The following is a 16,789-nucleotide window of genomic DNA, read 5'->3' as shown; positions in this document are numbered from 1 at the left end:
ATTCTCTCCTTGCTTTGCTAAAAACAAACGGGCTGCACCCGGCTGCCGACAGCGTTCTGCCGCGCAGGGCGGGCGCGTTACAGGGCACATTGGTAACGCACTGCTGCAAACAGCGCTGTGCCCGGGATGATCCACTTTCATTTTAGCATAAAGCGTGCCGGATGAAAAGGGATAAAACGCAAAATTTGTTAAAAATTTGTTGTATTCGTCCTCGTGTACAGAATCAACAGTTTTAAGCGCGTAAACTTAGCAAAGTGCTGCACGGACGCGCTCGCCGTCGTACTCGCCAAGCGTTACGTGCACGATCTGCCCGCTTTCGTGGCCGGGGGCGGACACCACCACCGGAATGTACAGCCGGGTGTAGCCGGTGAACAGCGTGCCGGAAAGCGGGGTCTCCAGCAGCACATCGTCCTCGGTGCCCACATAGGCGGCCAGCACTTCGCGGCGCACCTCCTCGGCAATGCCATTCATCACGCGGCTGCGCTCCTGCTTTTCCCGCTCGTGCACCTGCTCCGGAAAGTCGTAGGCCGGGGTGCCGCTGCGGCGGGAGTAGGGGAACACATGTACCTTGAGAAAGCCGATTTTCTTGAGGAATTCGCAGCTCTCTTCAAAATCGGCCTGCGTCTCGCCGGGAAAGCCGCAGATGCAGTCGGTGGTAAAGCTGACCGGGCGCTCCCCGTAGGCGGCGCGCAGCTGGTCCACCACCTGTGCATACTGCTCGGCAGTGTAAACGCGGCGCATCCGGCGCAGGGTGGCAGTGCAGCCGCTCTGCAGGCTCAGGTGGAACTGCGGGCAGAGCTTTTCCACGGCGGCAAGGCGGGTGATGAACTCCGGCGTGAGCATATCCGGGTCCAGACTGCCCAGACGGATGCGCTGGATGCCCTCCACTTGAGCGCAGTGCTCCACCAGCTCCACAAGGTTGGTGCCGGTATCCAGACCATAGCTGGGCAGGGAGATGGCACTGAGCACCACCTCGCGGTAGCCGGAAGCCGCCAGCTGGCGCAGCTCGGCAAGGATGCTGGCTTCGTCGCGGCTGCGCACCGGGCCGCGGGCCCGGGGGATGACACAGTAGGCGCACTGACGGTTGCAGCCGTCCTCTACCTTGATAAAGGCACGGGTGTGGGTCTCGAACCGCTCCACGGGCAGCTCTTCAAATTTTTCGCCGCGCTGGTGGGGCGTGATGGCCACAATGCGCTCATGGCCGTCCAGCAGCTTGAGAACGTTATCTAAAATGGCCTTGCGGTCGCCGTTGCCGCACACAAGGTCGGCCTCGGTGAACTGGGCGGCTTCCTCCGGGAAAGCCTGCGGGTAGCAGCCGGTAAGCACCGTGACCGCGCCGGGGTTCTCGCGCTTTTTGCGGCGCAGCCACTTGCGGCTTTTCTGGTCGCCAAAGTTGGTCACGGTGCAGCTGTTCACCACAAAAACATCCGCAGGCTCGTTCTCCTGCGCAATGGTAAAGCCGTTGGCGCGGAACATCTGTTCCAGCGCGCCGGTCTCATTCAGGTTGACCTTGCAGCCAAGGGTATAAAAACAAACTCGCATGAGGGGGTATCCTTTCGACAAAAAACGGGGTGGTGTTTGCATTGCTCTTTATTATATATCACAGCGGCGGTGCGGCGCAAGACCGGATGCACAGCAGCAGGCACTTTTTTGCTGGAAAGCGGGCAAAACAAAAAGAGACGGGCAAACGCCCGTCTCTCAAAGAGAACTTTAGAAAAATTATTTAGCAGTGGACTTGACGGTGACTTCCAGATACTTGTACTCTTTACCAGTCTCTGCGTCCTTAGCGGTCTTATACTCGGCCTTTTCCACAGCGAAGCCGGAGAGACCATTAGCGGTCAGATTGGTCATCAGGAAGCTGTTCAGATAAGCGCCGTTTGCATCAGCAGGCCATACGACCAGCTTCTTTTTGTTCAGCTCTGCAACAGCAGCCTGGAACTCCTTGGTAGAATCCTTAGCGGCGACTACCTTGATAGGAGTGGTGGAGAAAGCACCACAGCCGGTGAACATGGAAGCACCTGCAGCAGCAACAACGGTCAGACCAGCCATCTTCAGGAAAGAACGACGAGACAGAATCATAATAGTATCCTCCTAAAAAATAATTCCACAAATGAAGCAATACAGCCTTTTTGGGCCATCTCCAATTTACACTATAAGGTGGGCAAAAGTCAAGCCCTTTTGTAGAAAAAGACAAAATAAAAAATGCAGGCTGCGGTGCGGGCGCAGGATATTCTAAACAAAAAGGCCCCTGCATACTCTCTCAGCAAGAGACATTGCGCAGGGAGGGACCGAAATGGAGCGGAAAAACTTGGCGCTTTTGTGTGCAGGGGTGGTGTGCTTCTGGCTGTTTGCGCTGGCCTTTGGCACGGCGCAGGGCAATGGGCTGCGGCAGCAAAACCCGGCGGTGCAGGCGGCTGCAGACCAGACCCAGCCGGTGCAGCCCGCGGCGGCACAGCCTGCCTTGGAGCTGCCCTGCCGCGCCGCCTGCCTGATCGACCAGCAGACGGGCACTATATTATATGAAAAGAACGCCGACCAGCAGATGCCCATTGCATCCATTACCAAGGTAATGACCCTGCTGCTCACCTTTGAAGCCGTGCACGACGGCCGCATTGCCATGGACACGCTGGTGCCGGTAAGTGAACACGCCTACCACATGGGCGGCAGTCAGATCTGGCTGGAGCCGGGGGAGCAGTTCACACTGGACGAGATGATCAAAGCCATTTGTGTGTCCTCTGCCAATGATGCCGCTGTGGCTGTGGCAGAGCTGGTGGGCGGCAGCGAGCCGGGCTTTGTGCAGATGATGAACGCCCGCGCAGCAGAACTGGGCATGGTGAACACCACCTTCCACAATGCCTGCGGGCTGGACACCGAAGGGCATCTTTCCACCGCCCACGATGTTGCCATCATGAGCCGCGAGATTTTGAACACCTGCCCGGAGGTGCTGCACTATACCGGCATCTGGACGGACACCCTGCGCGGCGGTGCCACCCAGCTGGTGAACACCAATAAGCTGCTCAAGCGCTACAACGGCATCACCGGCCTGAAAACCGGCACCACCAGCGGCGCGGGCGTGTGCATCAGCGCCAGCGCCACCCGCGACGGGCTGGACCTGATCGCCGTGGTGCTGGGGTCGCTCTCCAGCTCGGAGCGGTTCACAGCGGCCACTACCCTGCTGGACTACGGCTTTGCGGCCTACGCCGCCGTGCCGCTGCCCGCCATGGAGGACCGGCCTCTTCTTATAAAAGTAAAGGGCAGTGCAGAGGAAAGCGTACCGCTGGACTACACCGCTCTGCCCGAAACGCTGCTGATGCCCAAGGAAAACGCCGCCGCCCTCACCGCGCAGCTGGATCTGCCGCAGGAGCTGGAAGCACCGGTGCAGCTGGGCCAGACCGTTGGCACGGTGCGCATCCTGAGCGGGGAGACTCAACTGGGCGAGTACGAGGTGCGCGCCGCTGCCGATGCTGAAAAAATGGACTTTGGCACCGCTTTCGGCCTGTTGTGGAACGCTTTGACCGGCTGCGAAAACTGAATGCACGCTTCAGCGTACAAAAGTGCGCTGCGGTAAGCTGCGTGGAACTGTCTGTGTGAACAATTCTGGATGAAGAAACAAAAAAACACTATTAAAATTGTATGAAATCCAAGGATTTTGACCTTGACTTTGCCCGGAGGGAACGGTACACTTATACCAAGATATTTCCTCGCAGGGCAAAGGCCCGGCAAATCGTTTGGAGGTTATAATAAAATGAGTGTCGCACTGAACACCAAACACCTCTCCAGCTTTATCAGCGAAGAGGAATATGCAGCCATCTATCCGCAGGTGGAAGCTGCCCATAACCAGCTGGAAGCAAAGTCCGGCCCGGGCAATGATTTCCTCGGCTGGATGTATCTGCCCCGTGATTACGATAAGGAAGAGTTCGCCCGCATCAAGGAAGCCGCCGCAAAGATCCGCGAGGATTCCGATGTGCTGGTGGTGGCCGGCATCGGCGGCAGCTATCTGGGCGCACGCGCTGTCATCGAGGCCGTCAAGGGCCAGTTCCACAACGAGCTGGAAAATGGCCCCAAGATCTACTTCTGCGGCAACAGCATCAGCCCCACCTACCTGAACAACATCATCAGCCTGTGCAAGGGCAAGCGCTTCTCCATCAACGTCATTTCCAAGTCCGGCACTACCACCGAGACTTCTCTGGCATTCCGCGTGCTGCGTGAACTGCTGGAAAAGGAAATGGGCGTGGAAGAAGCCAACAAGCGCATCTACGCCACCACCGACCGTGCCAAGGGCACCCTGAAGCAGCTGGCCGACGCACAGGGCTGGCCCACCTTCGTGGTCCCCGACGACGTGGGCGGCCGCTACTCCGTGCTGAGCGCTGTGGGCCTGCTGCCCATTGCTGCTGCCGGTATCAGCATCGACGACCTGATGAAGGGCGCTGCCGATTCCATGGAGCGCTTCTCCGTTCTGAGCAAGGACAACGACGCTTACAAGTATGCTGCCATCCGCAACATCCTGTACCGCAAGGGCAAGAGCGTTGAAATTCTGGAGTGCTACGAGCCGGACTTCGCCCTGATGAACGAGTGGTACAAGCAGCTGTTCGGCGAGAGCGAGGGCAAGGACAACAAGGGCCTGTTCCCCGCAAGCTGCATCTTCTCCACCGATCTGCACTCTATGGGTCAGTTCATTCAGGAAGGCTCCCGCACCATGTTCGAGACCATCGTGGACGTGAAGAAGCCTGCACAGGATCTGTTCATCGACCCGCTGGAAGGCAATTTTGACGGCCTGAACTTCCTGGCAAACCAGAACATGAGCGTTGTCAACCGCAAGGCCATGGAGGGTACCATTTTGGCACACACCGACGGCGGCGTGCCCGAAGTGCTGATCGAGGTGGACGACCTGACCGCTTACAATGTGGGCTACCTGATCTACTTCTTCTGGCGTGCATGTGCCTGCAGCGGTTATCTGCTCAGCGTCAATCCCTTCAACCAGCCGGGCGTTGAGAGCTATAAAAAGAATATGTTTGCTCTGCTGGGCAAGCCGGGCTACGAAGGCCTGACCGCCGAGCTGGAAGCAAAGCTGAAGTAAATAAAAATGATCTCCCGCCGCAAGGCGTGGAAAATACAGGAGGACTGAACTATGATTAAACTGATTGTTGGTACCAAGGGCTCCGGCAAGACCAAGGCTATGATCGACCAGATCAATGATGCGGTCAAGACCTCCAAGGGCAACGTGGTCGTCGTTGAAAAGGGCATGAAGCTCACCTACGACATCGCTCCTGCTGCACGTCTGATCGACTTGGACGAGTACAAGATCTCCGGCGGCGAAATGCTGTACGGCTTTGTTGCCGGCCTGATGGCAAGCAACTACGATATCACCGACCTGTACATTGACGGCATCCTGAAGGTGCTGGATCATGACATCAACCGTCTGGGCGTTGTGCTGGACGAGATGGCAGCCATTGCAGGCGACAGCGTGAAGGTGACCGTTACCGTCAGCGCTGACGAGGCTGCACTGCCCCACGATGTGAAGAAGTACCTGTAATTCCGGAAAATCGGGATCTGAACTACTTTGAACAGGCAGAGAACCGGGAAATTTAAATTTTTTCGGTTTTCTGCCTGTTTTGGTGTTGACAAAGGGCTGCGTTGGCGCTATACTAACAAAGCAGCCTTTTAGAGGTGTACTATGCAATTTGACCTGAGAAAGTTTATCGCCACCGGCAGACAACCCTATCATGCAGAGTTTCAGTGTGATTTATCTGCACATGATTATGCCGGGGCAAGGATCCCGCAGCCGGTCACCGCTGTTTTTGAAGCGGAGACGGACGGCGACGAGGTCCGGATGACACTGCGGGCAAACGCATCGGTGCACGGAGAGTGCGCCCGCTGTCTGGACCCGGTCATTCGGGAGGAGACGGTCGATACGGAGTGGACGGTAAAGGAACGGGATCTGGATGACCCGGATTTTGACCTTCCGCTGGACGAAAAAGGACATCTGGATGTAGATGAATGGCTCAATCAGGAGTTTATGTTCCAGATCCCCACGGTGCTGCTTTGCAGTGCCGACTGCGCCGGGCTTTGCCCCGTGTGCGGCAAAAAGAAGGCGGAATGCACCTGCCAGCCGGCAGAGCATGCCGAAGCTCCCGTAGACACAAGGCTCGCAATCCTTAAATCACTGCTGAACTGATAAACCCATCAAGGAGGTGCAAAAATATGGCAGTACCTAAGAGACATCTTTCCAAGGCCCGCCGCGACAAGCGTCGCAGCAATGTTTGGAAGCTGGAGGCCCCCGCACTGGTCAAGTGCAGCAACTGCGGCTCTCTGAAGCTCCCCCACCAGGCATGTGGCAACTGCGGTTACTACAAGGGCGAGGAAGTCATCAAGAAGGCCTAATTTGCGCGTAATTGGTGGCATAATGGTGTTATGTACAGAAGGGGAGGGCGCATGCCTTCCCCTTCTTGTTCTGTCTGAAAGGAGGTGGATGCGGTGGCAATGAAGATCGCACGGGTGGAACCCGGCAGCGAAGCGGAAGTGCTGGGCCTTGGCCCGGGTGACGAGCTTTTGAGCGTGGACGAAAACGAGCTGAACGACAGTCTGGACTACGATTTCTACACCGACAGCAAAAGCTTCCACCTGAAAGCAAGGGTGGCAGACGGCATCCGCGAGTGGGATGTGCAGCGCACGGAGCGCGGCCCCTTTGGCTGCGATTTCCAGACCTATCTGGGCGATCAGAAGCACTCCTGCTCCAACCACTGCATGTTCTGCTTCATCGACCAGCTGCCCCCCGGTATGCGCGAGAGCCTTTACTTCAAGGACGACGACGAGCGGCTTTCCTTTTTGTTCGGCAACTATATCACCATGACGAACATGCAGGACCACGAGATCGACCGCATCATCAAGATGCACATTTCGCCCATCAACATTTCAGTACACACCACGAACCCACAGCTCCGTGTGCGGATGCTGGCCAACAAGCGCGGCGGCGAGGTGCTCAAGTATCTGCCCCGTCTGGTGGAGGGCGGCATCGCCGTCAACTGTCAGCTGGTGCTGTGCCGCGGCATCAACGACGGCGACGAGCTGCGCCGTACCCTCTCCGACCTTTTGGAGCTGACCCCTATGGTGCAGAGCATCGCTGCGGTGCCCTGCGGTGTGACGGACTACCGCGAGAAGCTGTTCAAGCAGACACCGTATGATGCAAAAACAAGTGCCGAGGTCATCGACATCATGGAAGAATTCGGCGATGAGTGCAAGCGCCGCCACGGCAAGCGCATCATTTATCCCAGCGATGAATGGTACCTCAAGGCAGGCAGGCCCATCCCGCCGGAAGAGTTCTACGAGGACTTCGACCAGCTGGAAAACGGCGTGGGCATGATGCGCCTGTACGCTTCGGAATTTCTGGCGGAGCTGGAAAAGCCCCACCGCATCTACGGCACCAAAAAGATGGACGTGGTCACGGGCGAAATGGCTTCGCCGCTCATCCACCAGATGATGGCCGAGCTGCACCGCCAGTACCCCATGGTCGAGGTGACGGTGCACACCATCAAGAACAAATTCTTCGGCGGCAATGTGGGTGTGGCCGGGCTTGTAACGGCGACCGATATCATTGCTCAGTGCGAGGGCAAGCTGACCAGCGGCACGCTGGGCGTGCCCGCCGTGATGCTGCGGGAGGAAAAAGACACCTTTCTGGACGACATCACCACTGACCAGCTGGCCCAGCGCCTTGGCGTGAAGGTGGAGGTGCTGCCGACCTCTGGCGGCGACGAAGCCCGCGCCCTGCTGCGCAGCGGCCTGCACATTGCAAGGAGAAGAAGAGCATAAAACCTTTTGTTATAGAAAGGAGGAACCCCTATGAGCAAACCGATCGTAGCAGTGGTGGGCCGCCCCAACGTGGGCAAATCCACCCTGTTCAACAAGCTGTGCGGTCAGCGCCTTGCCATTGTGGAGGACACGCCGGGCATTACCCGTGACCGCATTTTTGCCAACTGCGAGTGGAACGGCCACGACTTCCTGCTGGTGGACACCGGCGGTATTGAGCCCAAGGCTACCGAGGGCATTCTGGCCCACATGCGGGAGCAGGCCCAGATCGCCATTGACACTGCAGACTGCATCATCATGGTGGTGGACGTGCGCGACGGCCTGACCGCCGCGGACGAGGATGTGGCCCACATGCTGCGCCGCAGCCACAAGCCCATCATTCTGGCCGTGAACAAGTGCGACAAGGTGGGCGATGCCCCCATGGAGATGTACGAGTTCTACAACCTCGGCTTTGACGAGGTGATGCCCATTTCGTCCGTGCACGGCCACGGCACCGGCGACCTGCTGGACGCTGTGTGCGCCCATCTGGACTTCAGCGAGACGGTGGTGGAAGAGGACCGCATCCCGGTTGCCATCATCGGCCGCCCCAACGTGGGCAAGTCCAGCCTGACCAACCGCATTCTGGGCGAGAACCGCATGATCGTGGCAAACGAGGCGGGCACCACCCGTGATGCCATTGACACCCCGGTGGACAACGCTTACGGCAAGTTCATCTTTACCGATACCGCCGGTCTGCGCAAGCGCAGCAACATCACCGACGGTCTGGAGCGTTATATGGTAGTGCGCGCACTGGCCGCTGTGGAGCGCAGCCGCGTGGCGCTGATCCTTGTGGATGCCACCGTCGGCTTTACCGAGCAGGACAGCAAGGTGGCCGGTTACGCCCACGATCAGGGCAAGGCGTGCATCATCGTCGTCAACAAGTGGGACGCGGTGGAAGGCAAGGAGACCAACACCATGGAGCTGCAGCGCCGCGATTATGCCGAGTGCTTCAGCTTTATGGGCTATGCTCCTATCATCTTCATCTCGGCTCAGACCGGCTACAACGTGAACAAGCTCATGCAGCTGATCCGCGATGTGGACAGCCAGAACGGTGCCCGCGTGCCCACCGGCGTGCTGAACGAGATGCTGGCCCGCGCCACAGCCCGGATGCAGCCGCCCAGCGACAAGGGCCGCCGCCTGAAGATCTTCTATCTGACTCAGGCATCCACCCGCCCGCCCACGTTCGTGGCCTTTGTGAATTCGAAGCAGTTGTTCCATTTCAGCTACCAGCGGTATCTGATCAACCAGATCCGCGAGAACTTTGGTCTGGAACACACTCCCATCCGTCTGGTGATCCGCGAGCGCGGCTCCGGCGAAGTGGGCGCAAAGGACGTGTAAGCGCCCGCAAAGGAGGCATCCGTTTCTATGATGAAAGCGATCCTGATCGCCGCAGCTACCATCCTGCAGGCGTACCTGCTGGGCAGTGTGGATACCGGCATCCTCGTCAGCAAATTCGTATATCATGACGATGTGCGCAATCATGGCAGCGGTGCGGCCGGCATGACCAACATGCTGCGCACCTTTGGCAAGAAGGCTGCCGCCATGACCGCGACAGGCGATGTGCTCAAGGGCGTGCTGGCCGTGTGCATCGGCCGGTGGCTGTTCCACATGCTGCCCGCCGATACCGGCGTTTCGCCGTATCTGGGTGTCTATCTGGCCGCTATCTTTGCAGTGCTGGGCCATCTGTACCCGCTGTACTTCGGGTTCAAAGGCGGCAAGGGCGTGCTGGTGGCAGCTGGTGCCATTCTGGCCATCCAGCCGGTGCTGCTGCCGTTTCTGGCCATTATCTTTCTGGTGTGCCTGATCCCCACCGGCATGGTGTCGCTGGGCAGCGTGGCCATGGCAGCACTCTACCCGGTGCTGACCATCATTTACGGTTCCCTGCAGGGCTATGCCGCCGGTGATATGCTGGTGTGCGCCATTGGCTCCGGCTTTATGTCCGGCATGGTGATCTATATGCACCGCGCCAATATCCAGCGCATCCGTGAGGGTAAAGAGTACCGCTTCGGAAAGCACAATAAAAAATAAAAGCATTATAAAATGCCCCGCAGCCTGCTGGTTTTCCGGCAGTGCTGCGGGGCATTTTTGTTTATGTTATTTTGGTTCCGGGGCGGCCTGCTCAAAATCGTACTCGTCAAAAGTCTCTTCTTCGGAAGGAATGGCCTCGGCCGCCTCGGCCTTGGCGCGGTCTTTCAGACGGGAGATAAACTCCTCTGCCGGGATGCCGCTCTGCTTTGGAGAAAGATCCGGTGCCGGATGGCCGTCCGGCAGGTGGGCACCAAAGGCTGGCACAAAGAAGAACTTGCGCACAATAAAGATCAGGGCGATGGCTCCCACGCTGAGCAGGTTTTCCAGTGCGGAGTCGTGGCCCACTACCAGATGGCGGGCAATGGCATACAGCAAAACCTCCAGACTGCTGCCGGGGCTGTGCTTGGCCAGCATTTTGATGAACTCAATGCCGATCACGATATCAAGGCTGCGTTCCAGAAAGCTGCGGATCTCCACCTCGTTGCCGTAGAACAAAAGGCCCGGCATCCATTTGATGAGAGGCACGGCGCTGAACAGCAGACCAATGAGTACAAGGCCGGACAGCAGGATCTCCAGCAGGCTGGATGCCTGAATGATGCGGTTGCGCAGCTGGGTGCGCCAGTGGCTTTCCACATGGTTTACGGTAGAAGAGTGCTCTGCAGGGTGTTCCATACAATGGTCTTCCTTTCGGTAAACTGCTGCAAAACTTTTGACAGAAGTTTTTCTTTATTGTAGCAGAAACGCAGAAAGGTGTCAATTCAGCAGGGTTAATCTACCGTGGTTCCGGTGGCGGGTGCCACCGCTACATAGCCGGATTTTTTGATGCAGTCCTGTCCGGCGGCGGTATCCAGCCAGTCGTAAAGCTGGCGTTCCGGGCTGTCGGCGGCAGCGTCCGCATGGAGAACGGCATAGAACTCGTTGCACAGCGGGTAGCTTTCGCTGGCGATGGTGTCGTTGGAAGGGGTCACGCCGTCCACGGCCAGCAGACGCAGGCCGGGCTGGGAGTACATCTGGTCGATGTAGTAGTAGACCGAGAAGCCGATGGCATTGGCGCTGTTGTTGTAGGCGGCGATGCTGTCCACCAGCTCACCCATGGCAGCGGGAGCCAGCTCGGTGGGCGGGTCCATCAGTTCGCCGCCCTGAATGAGCAGCTTGCGGAACAGGGTCTGGCTGCCGGAGTCTTCGCCCCGCTGGAAGGGCACGATGGCAAGATCCTCGCCGCCCACTTCCTTCCAGTTGGTGATCTTACCGGCATAGATGTCCTTCAGCTGCTGCCGGGTCAGGCTCTTGACCGGATTGTTCTCGTTCACGATGAACACCAGTGCGTCCCGGCCAATGGGTTTCTGTTCCAGCTGGGCGTTTGCTTCTTTCAGCTCTTCCTTTACGTAGTCCGGCGCTTCGTAGACCACCAGCATCCTGGCAGTGTATTCCTCATCCGGGTACAGGCCGAAGTTTTCCCACGCATAGGCCGTGGTGCTGACCGAAATGCCGCTCTGGGCTACTTCCAGATCGATGCCGGTGGTATCGGCCATCATCTGGGCCATCAGCGGGATGCAGGCAGTGCTGCCATCCAGCTTGGGAAAATCTTCCACGGTAAACAGCCCGATGGGTTCAAGCTCGCTCACGGAAGAAGCGGGTGCTTCCGGCGAGGTGGAAGCGCTGCTGGCGGGGGTGTCATCCCCCTTACAGGCAGTGAGAATGCCTGCGGCAGAGCAGGCGGCAAGGCCAAGCAGAAAGCTGCGGCGGGAAATTTTAGCATTTTTCATAAGGCGTTCCTCCAAAGTCTGGCTCAATAGCCCATTTCATCGTCGGCGTTGATGGAAGAGAAGATGCTTTGGCAGTAAAGCCATTTGCCGTTCGTATCCATCCAGCCGTAGTAAAAGCCGCGTTTTGCAACGAACACGTGTTCTGGCAGCTGGTTCAGGCTGTTGTCGTAGTAGCTGTAGCAGCTGCCAAGGCCATAGAACACAATGTTGCCGTTTTCATCCAGCACGTCACACATTGAGCCGTTGCTGCTGGGCGCATTGGCGTTGCCACAGTACAGCGGCCTGCCCTCCGGTGTGGTGATGAGATAGTTCAGGGCATAATACTTGTCCTGCAGATGGGTCAGGTCGGAGACAAGGCCTTCGGGGCCGTACACGCGGGTGGCGGTGGTCTCAAAGTTATCGTTATCCCGCAGCTCCAGCCAGACGTAGCCGTCACCTTTGTTATCCATCATCACGCTTTGCTGGCCCTCCACTGGCTCCACGGTGGTATCAGTGATCAAATCGCCGGTTTCGGTGTTGAACACCTTCAACCGTCCGTCCTCATAGTAAAGGGCGATGGTGTCGCTCATGACGCTGGAAGCGTACAGCGGTGTCACCTCACCGGTAACAAGGTCGTGCAGATCATAGCCGAAGCCGCCGCTCGTGCGCCATGTGACCACATAGCCCGGGAAATAGCTGCTGGGCTGGTCGTCGAAGGTGCCAATGAGGGTGCGGTCCACGGTGGCGAGATCCCGCAGCTCGTAGCGGCCATCGCTGGTCTCGAAGCAGGCGGTGCCGCTGCCGCATACCTGTCGGAAGCCGGTGAAGCCTTCGCCGGTGGCGGGGTTATAGAGCGTTTCGTCCGTTGGTTCGCCGCTGGCGTGGCAGGTGTCCAGCTCCACCCAGTCGTTCAGAACGTCCGGTGCATAGGAAAGGCTCAGAGCAGTAGTGGCATCTGCGCCGTAAGTCTGTGTACCGTCCTTCGTCTGTATAATGATCCAGCTGTGCAGGGCGGGTTCATCGTCCCATGCGTCCTCGGCAAGGTCTGCTGGGCGGGCATAGCAGGTGAACACCAGCCTGTCCCCGCACACGATGCAGCGGTATGCGCCATCCGGCACGGGCAGACGTTCGCCGGTGGAAAGGTCGATCACCTGACAGGTGCCGTAATCGTCGTAGCCGTTTTCGTAGCTGCCGTTCACGGCGTGGGCTTCCTGCAGCACCAGCAGACCGTTCTGCATGGAGGCGTTCTGCTCCCCCTCAAAGGTCATGACTTCATTGCCGTCTTTGTCAAACAGGCCGCTGCGCCGTCCGCAATAAGCGTCCGGGTCGGCCCAGGTGCGGAACCAGTAGTTGGTCTCACCGGTCACGGTGTCCTGCAGAAGGTTCACGTTCTCGCTGCGGAAGGACTGGTACAGCACCTTGCTGCCGCACAGAACGGTGCAGGCACCGCCGGAATTGTCGTAACCGTAAAGAATCCGCAGCTTTCCGTCGTCCAGCCGGGAGCTGTCGTAAAGCGGATCCCCATGTGCATCGGTGGGCACTGAGGAAGCAGGAGCAGCAGGCTTGCCGGAAGCGGGCGGCAGCACGCTGCAGCTGCAGCCAAGGGCAAGGCACAGGGCAGCGCATACAGCAGCGCTGCCTATGCGGCAAACGTTACGCTTCATAAAGATCACTCCTTACAGTATGGAAAGAAACAAAGTTTAAAAGAAAGCCGGAAAGGTTTTCCAGTTCAATTATAATACGAAACAGCCGCGCATTCCATTGCAGGAAAACGCGGCTGTTGATTACAGTTTTATGACAGACTTTCAGGACTGTACTTTGGCTTTTTCAGCATCGTCCATCCGGTCCAGCTGCTTAAGGAAGGCCAGCAGGAACGGCAGGGAAACAATAAAGGTGAGCGCATCCGCAATGGGCTGGCAGATCTCTACGCCCACAAGGCCGAAAGTGCGGGGCAGAATGAGGATGAGCGGAATGAAGAACACGCCCTGACGGCAACAGGCCAGAAAGGTGGCGCGCCCGGCTTTGCCCACGCTCTGGAAGGTCATGTTTGCCACCACAATGACCGGCTGCAGCAGAATGGCAAGGCACTGATAGTGGAAGGCGGGCAGCGCCACGGCGGTAACATCCGGGTCATCACGGAACAGGCGGATGAGGGCATCGCTGTTGACCCAGCACAGGCTCACCAGCACCACCAGCATACAAAAGGCTGCACCCATGGTAAAAACTGCGGCTTTTTGCACCCGGCGGAATTTGCGCGCACCGTAGTTGAACGCGGCCACCGGCTGCAGACCCTGCCCAACGCCAATGGCTACCGAGATGATGAACATGAAAATGCGGGAAACGATGCTCATGCCGGCCACAGCGGCATCGCCGTAGCTGCGGGCGGCAATGTTCAGCAGCATGCCGCCGATGCTCTGCAGGCCCTGGCGGCCAAAGCTGGGCGCGCCGCCCACCAGGATCATGCCGAACTCCCGCGCTTCACGGGTGACGGCAGCAATACGGAACTGACTGACGGTTTTGCCCCGCAGGAACATGGACAGCAGGATGCAGAAGCTGATGCTTTGGCTGAGAGCCGTAGCAATGCCTGCACCGGCGGTGCCAAGGCCCAAGCCGAACATAAAGATGGGGTCCAGCACAATGTTCAGCACGCCGCCGGTCACAAGGCCGATCATGGCAAAGTTCGCCTTGCCCTCATAGCGCAGGATGTTGTTCATCACAAGGCTGGAGATCATAAGCGGGGCTGCAATGAGGATGGGCCGTGCATAAGCGCAGGCGTGGGGCAGAATGGTCTCGGTGCTGCCCAGCAGCATCATGAAGCTGGGCAGAGTGGCAAGGCCCACAACGGCCAGCACCACGCCAGCGGCCAGAGCAGTAAAAAAGCTGGTGGAAGCAAAGCGGGTGGCGGCATCAGTGTTCCGGCTGCCAAGGCTGCGGCTGATGATGGTGCCGGAGCCGTGGCCCAGTGTAAAGCCAAGCGCCTGAATAATGGCCATCAGGCTGGAAACAATGCCCACCGCACCGGAAGCGCTGGTGGAGATCTGGCCCACAAAAAAGGTATCGGCCAAGTTGTAGATGCTGGTAATGAGCATACTTAAAATGGTAGGGGCGGCAAGACCGAGGATCAGCTTTGGAATGGGGGTTTCGGTCATTTTTTTGTATTGCTGAATGTTGAGCTCGTCTGCTGACATGAAAGAACCTCCTTTTATCATAAGGAATAGGTCAAGAAAAGCCGCCCAGCAGCAGAGCGGCGGATAATTTGAATGTGTGCACGGGATGCACGTTCCATAGTATAACGCAGCTGCGGCAAAAAGTCGAGAGCCGAACCGGCACAGAATGGTGCCTGAAATGCCCATGGAGCGGGAGAAAAACGGACGGAAAGCTTGACTGTTTTTGTCTGTTTTGCTAAAGGCTGGTCGAATTGCTTGTAGAAAATCACGATATGTGGTATCATTTACCATAAGGGAAACAAAAGAGCCTGTGCATCTGTACAGGCTGCATACAAAATATAAGCGGCAGCCGCAGGCAGAGCCGGGCGGCTGCGATCCATAGGAGGAACAAACCATGAAAACTGTTGCACAGACCGTGATCGAAGCCGATCACTTTTACACCATTGCCGCGCACACCGGCAACGTCATTCAGGCCGTGGAGGGCACCAAGGAAGCCGGTACCGTCCGTCTGGGCAAGTACGAGCATAAGCCTGAGCAGGAGTGGAGCTTTATCCGCGTGGGTGACGGCGTTTACCGCATCCGCAACCGCGCATCCGGCAAGCTGCTGGACCTGACCATGACCGGCACCGCCAACGGCACCTGGCTGCACCTGTGGGAGGATGTGGGCGGTACCTCTCAGATGTGGACCGTTCAGCCCACCCCGGAAGGAACTGTGCGCCTGCGCTCTTCCTGGGCTGGCGGCAAGTGCGTGGACACCGTTGGCATGGGCGCTGCGGTTGGCACCGTGCTGCAGATCTGGCAGGAGGTGTCCGGCGCAGATGACCAGCTGTGGACCATTGCCGAGGTGAAGGAGCGCGCAAAGCGTGCCGCAAAGAAGGCCGAGGAACCTGCTGTGGAGGCTGCCGCTGAAGCTGCACCCGCTGCAGAAAAGGCACCGGCCAAGAAGAGTGCGGCCCGCAAGCCCCGCACCACCAAAAAGGCGGTTGCCGCCAAGGCAGAAGCTGCAGAAGAGGGGAAGGCAGAGACCGCAGCACCGGCAGAAAAGCCCGCAAAGCCTGCCCGTAAGACCGCCGCAAAAAAGACCGCCGCCAAGGCTGCCGAAAAAGCAGAGCCTGCAAAGGCAGAAGTACCTGCAGAGGAAAAGCCCGCTGCGGAGAAGCCCAAGCGCAAGTGCGCACCCCGCAAGAAGAAGGAGACGGTCTGATCTCGTTCTGTTGATTTGTTAAAATGAAAGCGCCCGCCGGAGGTCCAGCCCTGCCCGGCGGGCGTTTTTGGTTATTCTGGAAGCCGCTTTAAAACAAAGCGGTTTTTATCAAATTCCAGCAAACCTTCGTCCCGCATTTTGCACAGCTCTTTGGAGAGGGCGCTGCGGTCCAGATTGAGGTAGTCGGCCATCTGCTGGCGGTTGAAGGGCACCTCGAACGCCATCCTGCCGCAGCGTGCTGCCTGTGCGGAAAAATAGGTCAGCAGCCGTCCGCGCACAGTCTTGGGCGTTGTGCAGAAGATGCGCTGCGAAAGGCTGAGGTTCTTGCGCATGGACACCGCCAGCAGGCGGCGCAGCAGCTTGTCCTGCAGCGCTGGCTCGATCCGCGCATCGGTAAAGGCGGCAGTGTGCAGGAACAGTATTTCGCAATGTTCGGCCGCAACAGCATCCACCATCAAGGCCTCGCCGCAAAAGGCGTAGGTCTCGGCAAAGGCCTGCCCGGCACCTGCGCTGCTCAGGATGCTTTTGGTGCCCCAGAGATCCAGATTTTCAATGTGCACGGAACCACGCAGCACAATGCCGATCTCCCGCACGAAGCCTCCGGCGTGGAAGATGACCTCGTGCTTTGCAAACTGCCGGGTGCGCAGGTGCCCGGCAGCGGCAAGGGTATCCAGCTCGGCTTCTGAAAGATCCTGAAATAGGGGCGACGCGATCTTTTTCATAAAAATCCTCTTTCTGTGGTTATAACAACCGAAAGCACGGTCTGATTATAGTATACTCAGAACATCAAAGCAAGGAGGATT

At 58.1% G+C, this 16,789-nt stretch carries 16 protein-coding genes; 9 read left to right on the top strand and 7 right to left on the bottom strand.

The window, feature by feature from the left end; all coding sequences use genetic code 11:
* Positions 1 to 246: 246 nt before the first annotated feature.
* Positions 247 to 1,542 (bottom strand): tRNA (N(6)-L-threonylcarbamoyladenosine(37)-C(2))-methylthiotransferase MtaB, encoded by a 1,296-nt coding sequence (gene mtaB, locus MTP41_RS03380; protein ID WP_097776570.1) that lies wholly within the window; start codon positions 1,540 to 1,542, stop codon positions 247 to 249.
* 177 nt (positions 1,543 to 1,719) lie between these two features.
* Positions 1,720 to 2,079, bottom strand: a complete 360-nt coding sequence (locus tag MTP41_RS03375) for a twin-arginine translocation signal domain-containing protein (protein WP_249236202.1) — start codon at positions 2,077 to 2,079, stop codon at positions 1,720 to 1,722.
* Between the two features lie 214 nt (positions 2,080 to 2,293).
* Between MTP41_RS03375 and MTP41_RS03370 the strand changes: the two genes are divergently transcribed.
* The 8 genes from MTP41_RS03370 (at position 2,294) to plsY (ending at position 9,870) form a co-directional block, all read left to right on the top strand.
* A complete protein-coding gene (locus tag MTP41_RS03370) occupies positions 2,294 to 3,532 on the top strand; it encodes a D-alanyl-D-alanine carboxypeptidase family protein (RefSeq protein WP_249236201.1) in 1,239 nt (412 codons plus the stop codon).
* Positions 3,533 to 3,745: 213 nt separating this feature from the next.
* Entirely contained in the window at positions 3,746 to 5,077 is a 1,332-nt protein-coding gene (locus MTP41_RS03365; protein WP_097775285.1) for a glucose-6-phosphate isomerase, read from the top strand.
* A gap of 51 nt (positions 5,078 to 5,128) precedes the next feature.
* The gene (locus MTP41_RS03360) at positions 5,129 to 5,533 is read left to right on the top strand and encodes a hypothetical protein (RefSeq protein WP_005944262.1); all 405 of its coding nucleotides are present in this window, start codon (positions 5,129 to 5,131) and stop codon (positions 5,531 to 5,533) included.
* Between the two features lie 141 nt (positions 5,534 to 5,674).
* The gene (locus MTP41_RS03355) at positions 5,675 to 6,175 is read left to right on the top strand and encodes a YceD family protein (RefSeq protein ID WP_097781644.1); all 501 of its coding nucleotides are present in this window, start codon (positions 5,675 to 5,677) and stop codon (positions 6,173 to 6,175) included.
* A 26-nt stretch (positions 6,176 to 6,201) separates the two neighbouring features.
* Positions 6,202 to 6,381, top strand: a complete 180-nt coding sequence (rpmF, locus tag MTP41_RS03350; protein WP_005920250.1) for a 50S ribosomal protein L32 — start codon at positions 6,202 to 6,204, stop codon at positions 6,379 to 6,381.
* Positions 6,382 to 6,480: 99 nt separating this feature from the next.
* The gene (locus MTP41_RS03345; RefSeq protein ID WP_118526274.1) at positions 6,481 to 7,806 is read left to right on the top strand and encodes a DUF512 domain-containing protein; all 1,326 of its coding nucleotides are present in this window, start codon (positions 6,481 to 6,483) and stop codon (positions 7,804 to 7,806) included.
* A gap of 30 nt (positions 7,807 to 7,836) precedes the next feature.
* Entirely contained in the window at positions 7,837 to 9,180 is a 1,344-nt protein-coding gene (gene der / locus MTP41_RS03340) for a ribosome biogenesis GTPase Der (RefSeq protein ID WP_005944256.1), read from the top strand.
* Positions 9,181 to 9,207: 27 nt separating this feature from the next.
* A complete protein-coding gene (gene plsY, locus MTP41_RS03335; protein ID WP_097776575.1) occupies positions 9,208 to 9,870 on the top strand; it encodes a glycerol-3-phosphate 1-O-acyltransferase PlsY in 663 nt (220 codons plus the stop codon).
* A gap of 66 nt (positions 9,871 to 9,936) precedes the next feature.
* On the opposite strand, the gene MTP41_RS03330 is transcribed toward plsY, so the two are convergent.
* The 4 genes from MTP41_RS03330 to MTP41_RS03315 all read right to left on the bottom strand — a co-directional run bounded on the left by MTP41_RS03330 (position 9,937) and on the right by MTP41_RS03315 (position 14,803).
* Positions 9,937 to 10,542, bottom strand: coding sequence for a transporter (locus tag MTP41_RS03330; RefSeq protein WP_242959133.1), 606 nt, complete (start codon positions 10,540 to 10,542; stop codon positions 9,937 to 9,939).
* A gap of 95 nt (positions 10,543 to 10,637) precedes the next feature.
* Positions 10,638 to 11,636, bottom strand: coding sequence for a substrate-binding domain-containing protein (locus tag MTP41_RS03325; RefSeq protein ID WP_097776576.1), 999 nt, complete (start codon positions 11,634 to 11,636; stop codon positions 10,638 to 10,640).
* A 23-nt stretch (positions 11,637 to 11,659) separates the two neighbouring features.
* Positions 11,660 to 13,279 carry a DUF5046 domain-containing protein gene (locus MTP41_RS03320; RefSeq protein ID WP_249236200.1) on the bottom strand — a complete coding sequence of 540 codons (1,620 nt, stop codon included), beginning with the start codon at positions 13,277 to 13,279 and terminating at the stop codon, positions 11,660 to 11,662.
* A gap of 141 nt (positions 13,280 to 13,420) precedes the next feature.
* Entirely contained in the window at positions 13,421 to 14,803 is a 1,383-nt protein-coding gene (locus tag MTP41_RS03315; RefSeq protein WP_249236199.1) for an MATE family efflux transporter, read from the bottom strand.
* A gap of 373 nt (positions 14,804 to 15,176) precedes the next feature.
* On the opposite strand from MTP41_RS03315, the gene MTP41_RS03310 reads away from it, so the two are divergent.
* Positions 15,177 to 15,986 (top strand): RICIN domain-containing protein, encoded by an 810-nt coding sequence (locus MTP41_RS03310; RefSeq protein ID WP_249236198.1) that lies wholly within the window; start codon positions 15,177 to 15,179, stop codon positions 15,984 to 15,986.
* Positions 15,987 to 16,057: 71 nt separating this feature from the next.
* Here the strand turns inward: MTP41_RS03310 and MTP41_RS03305 are convergent, their stop codons facing one another.
* The gene (locus MTP41_RS03305; protein ID WP_249236197.1) at positions 16,058 to 16,708 is read right to left on the bottom strand and encodes a Crp/Fnr family transcriptional regulator; all 651 of its coding nucleotides are present in this window, start codon (positions 16,706 to 16,708) and stop codon (positions 16,058 to 16,060) included.
* Positions 16,709 to 16,789: the final 81 nt, after the last annotated feature.

It is taken from the genome of Faecalibacterium sp. I4-3-84 (assembly GCF_023347255.1).
GTDB lineage: Bacteria > Bacillota > Clostridia > Oscillospirales > Ruminococcaceae > Faecalibacterium > Faecalibacterium taiwanense.
Note: the sequence above shows the minus strand (reverse complement) of the source record. Positions and strands in the feature narration are given on the sequence as shown.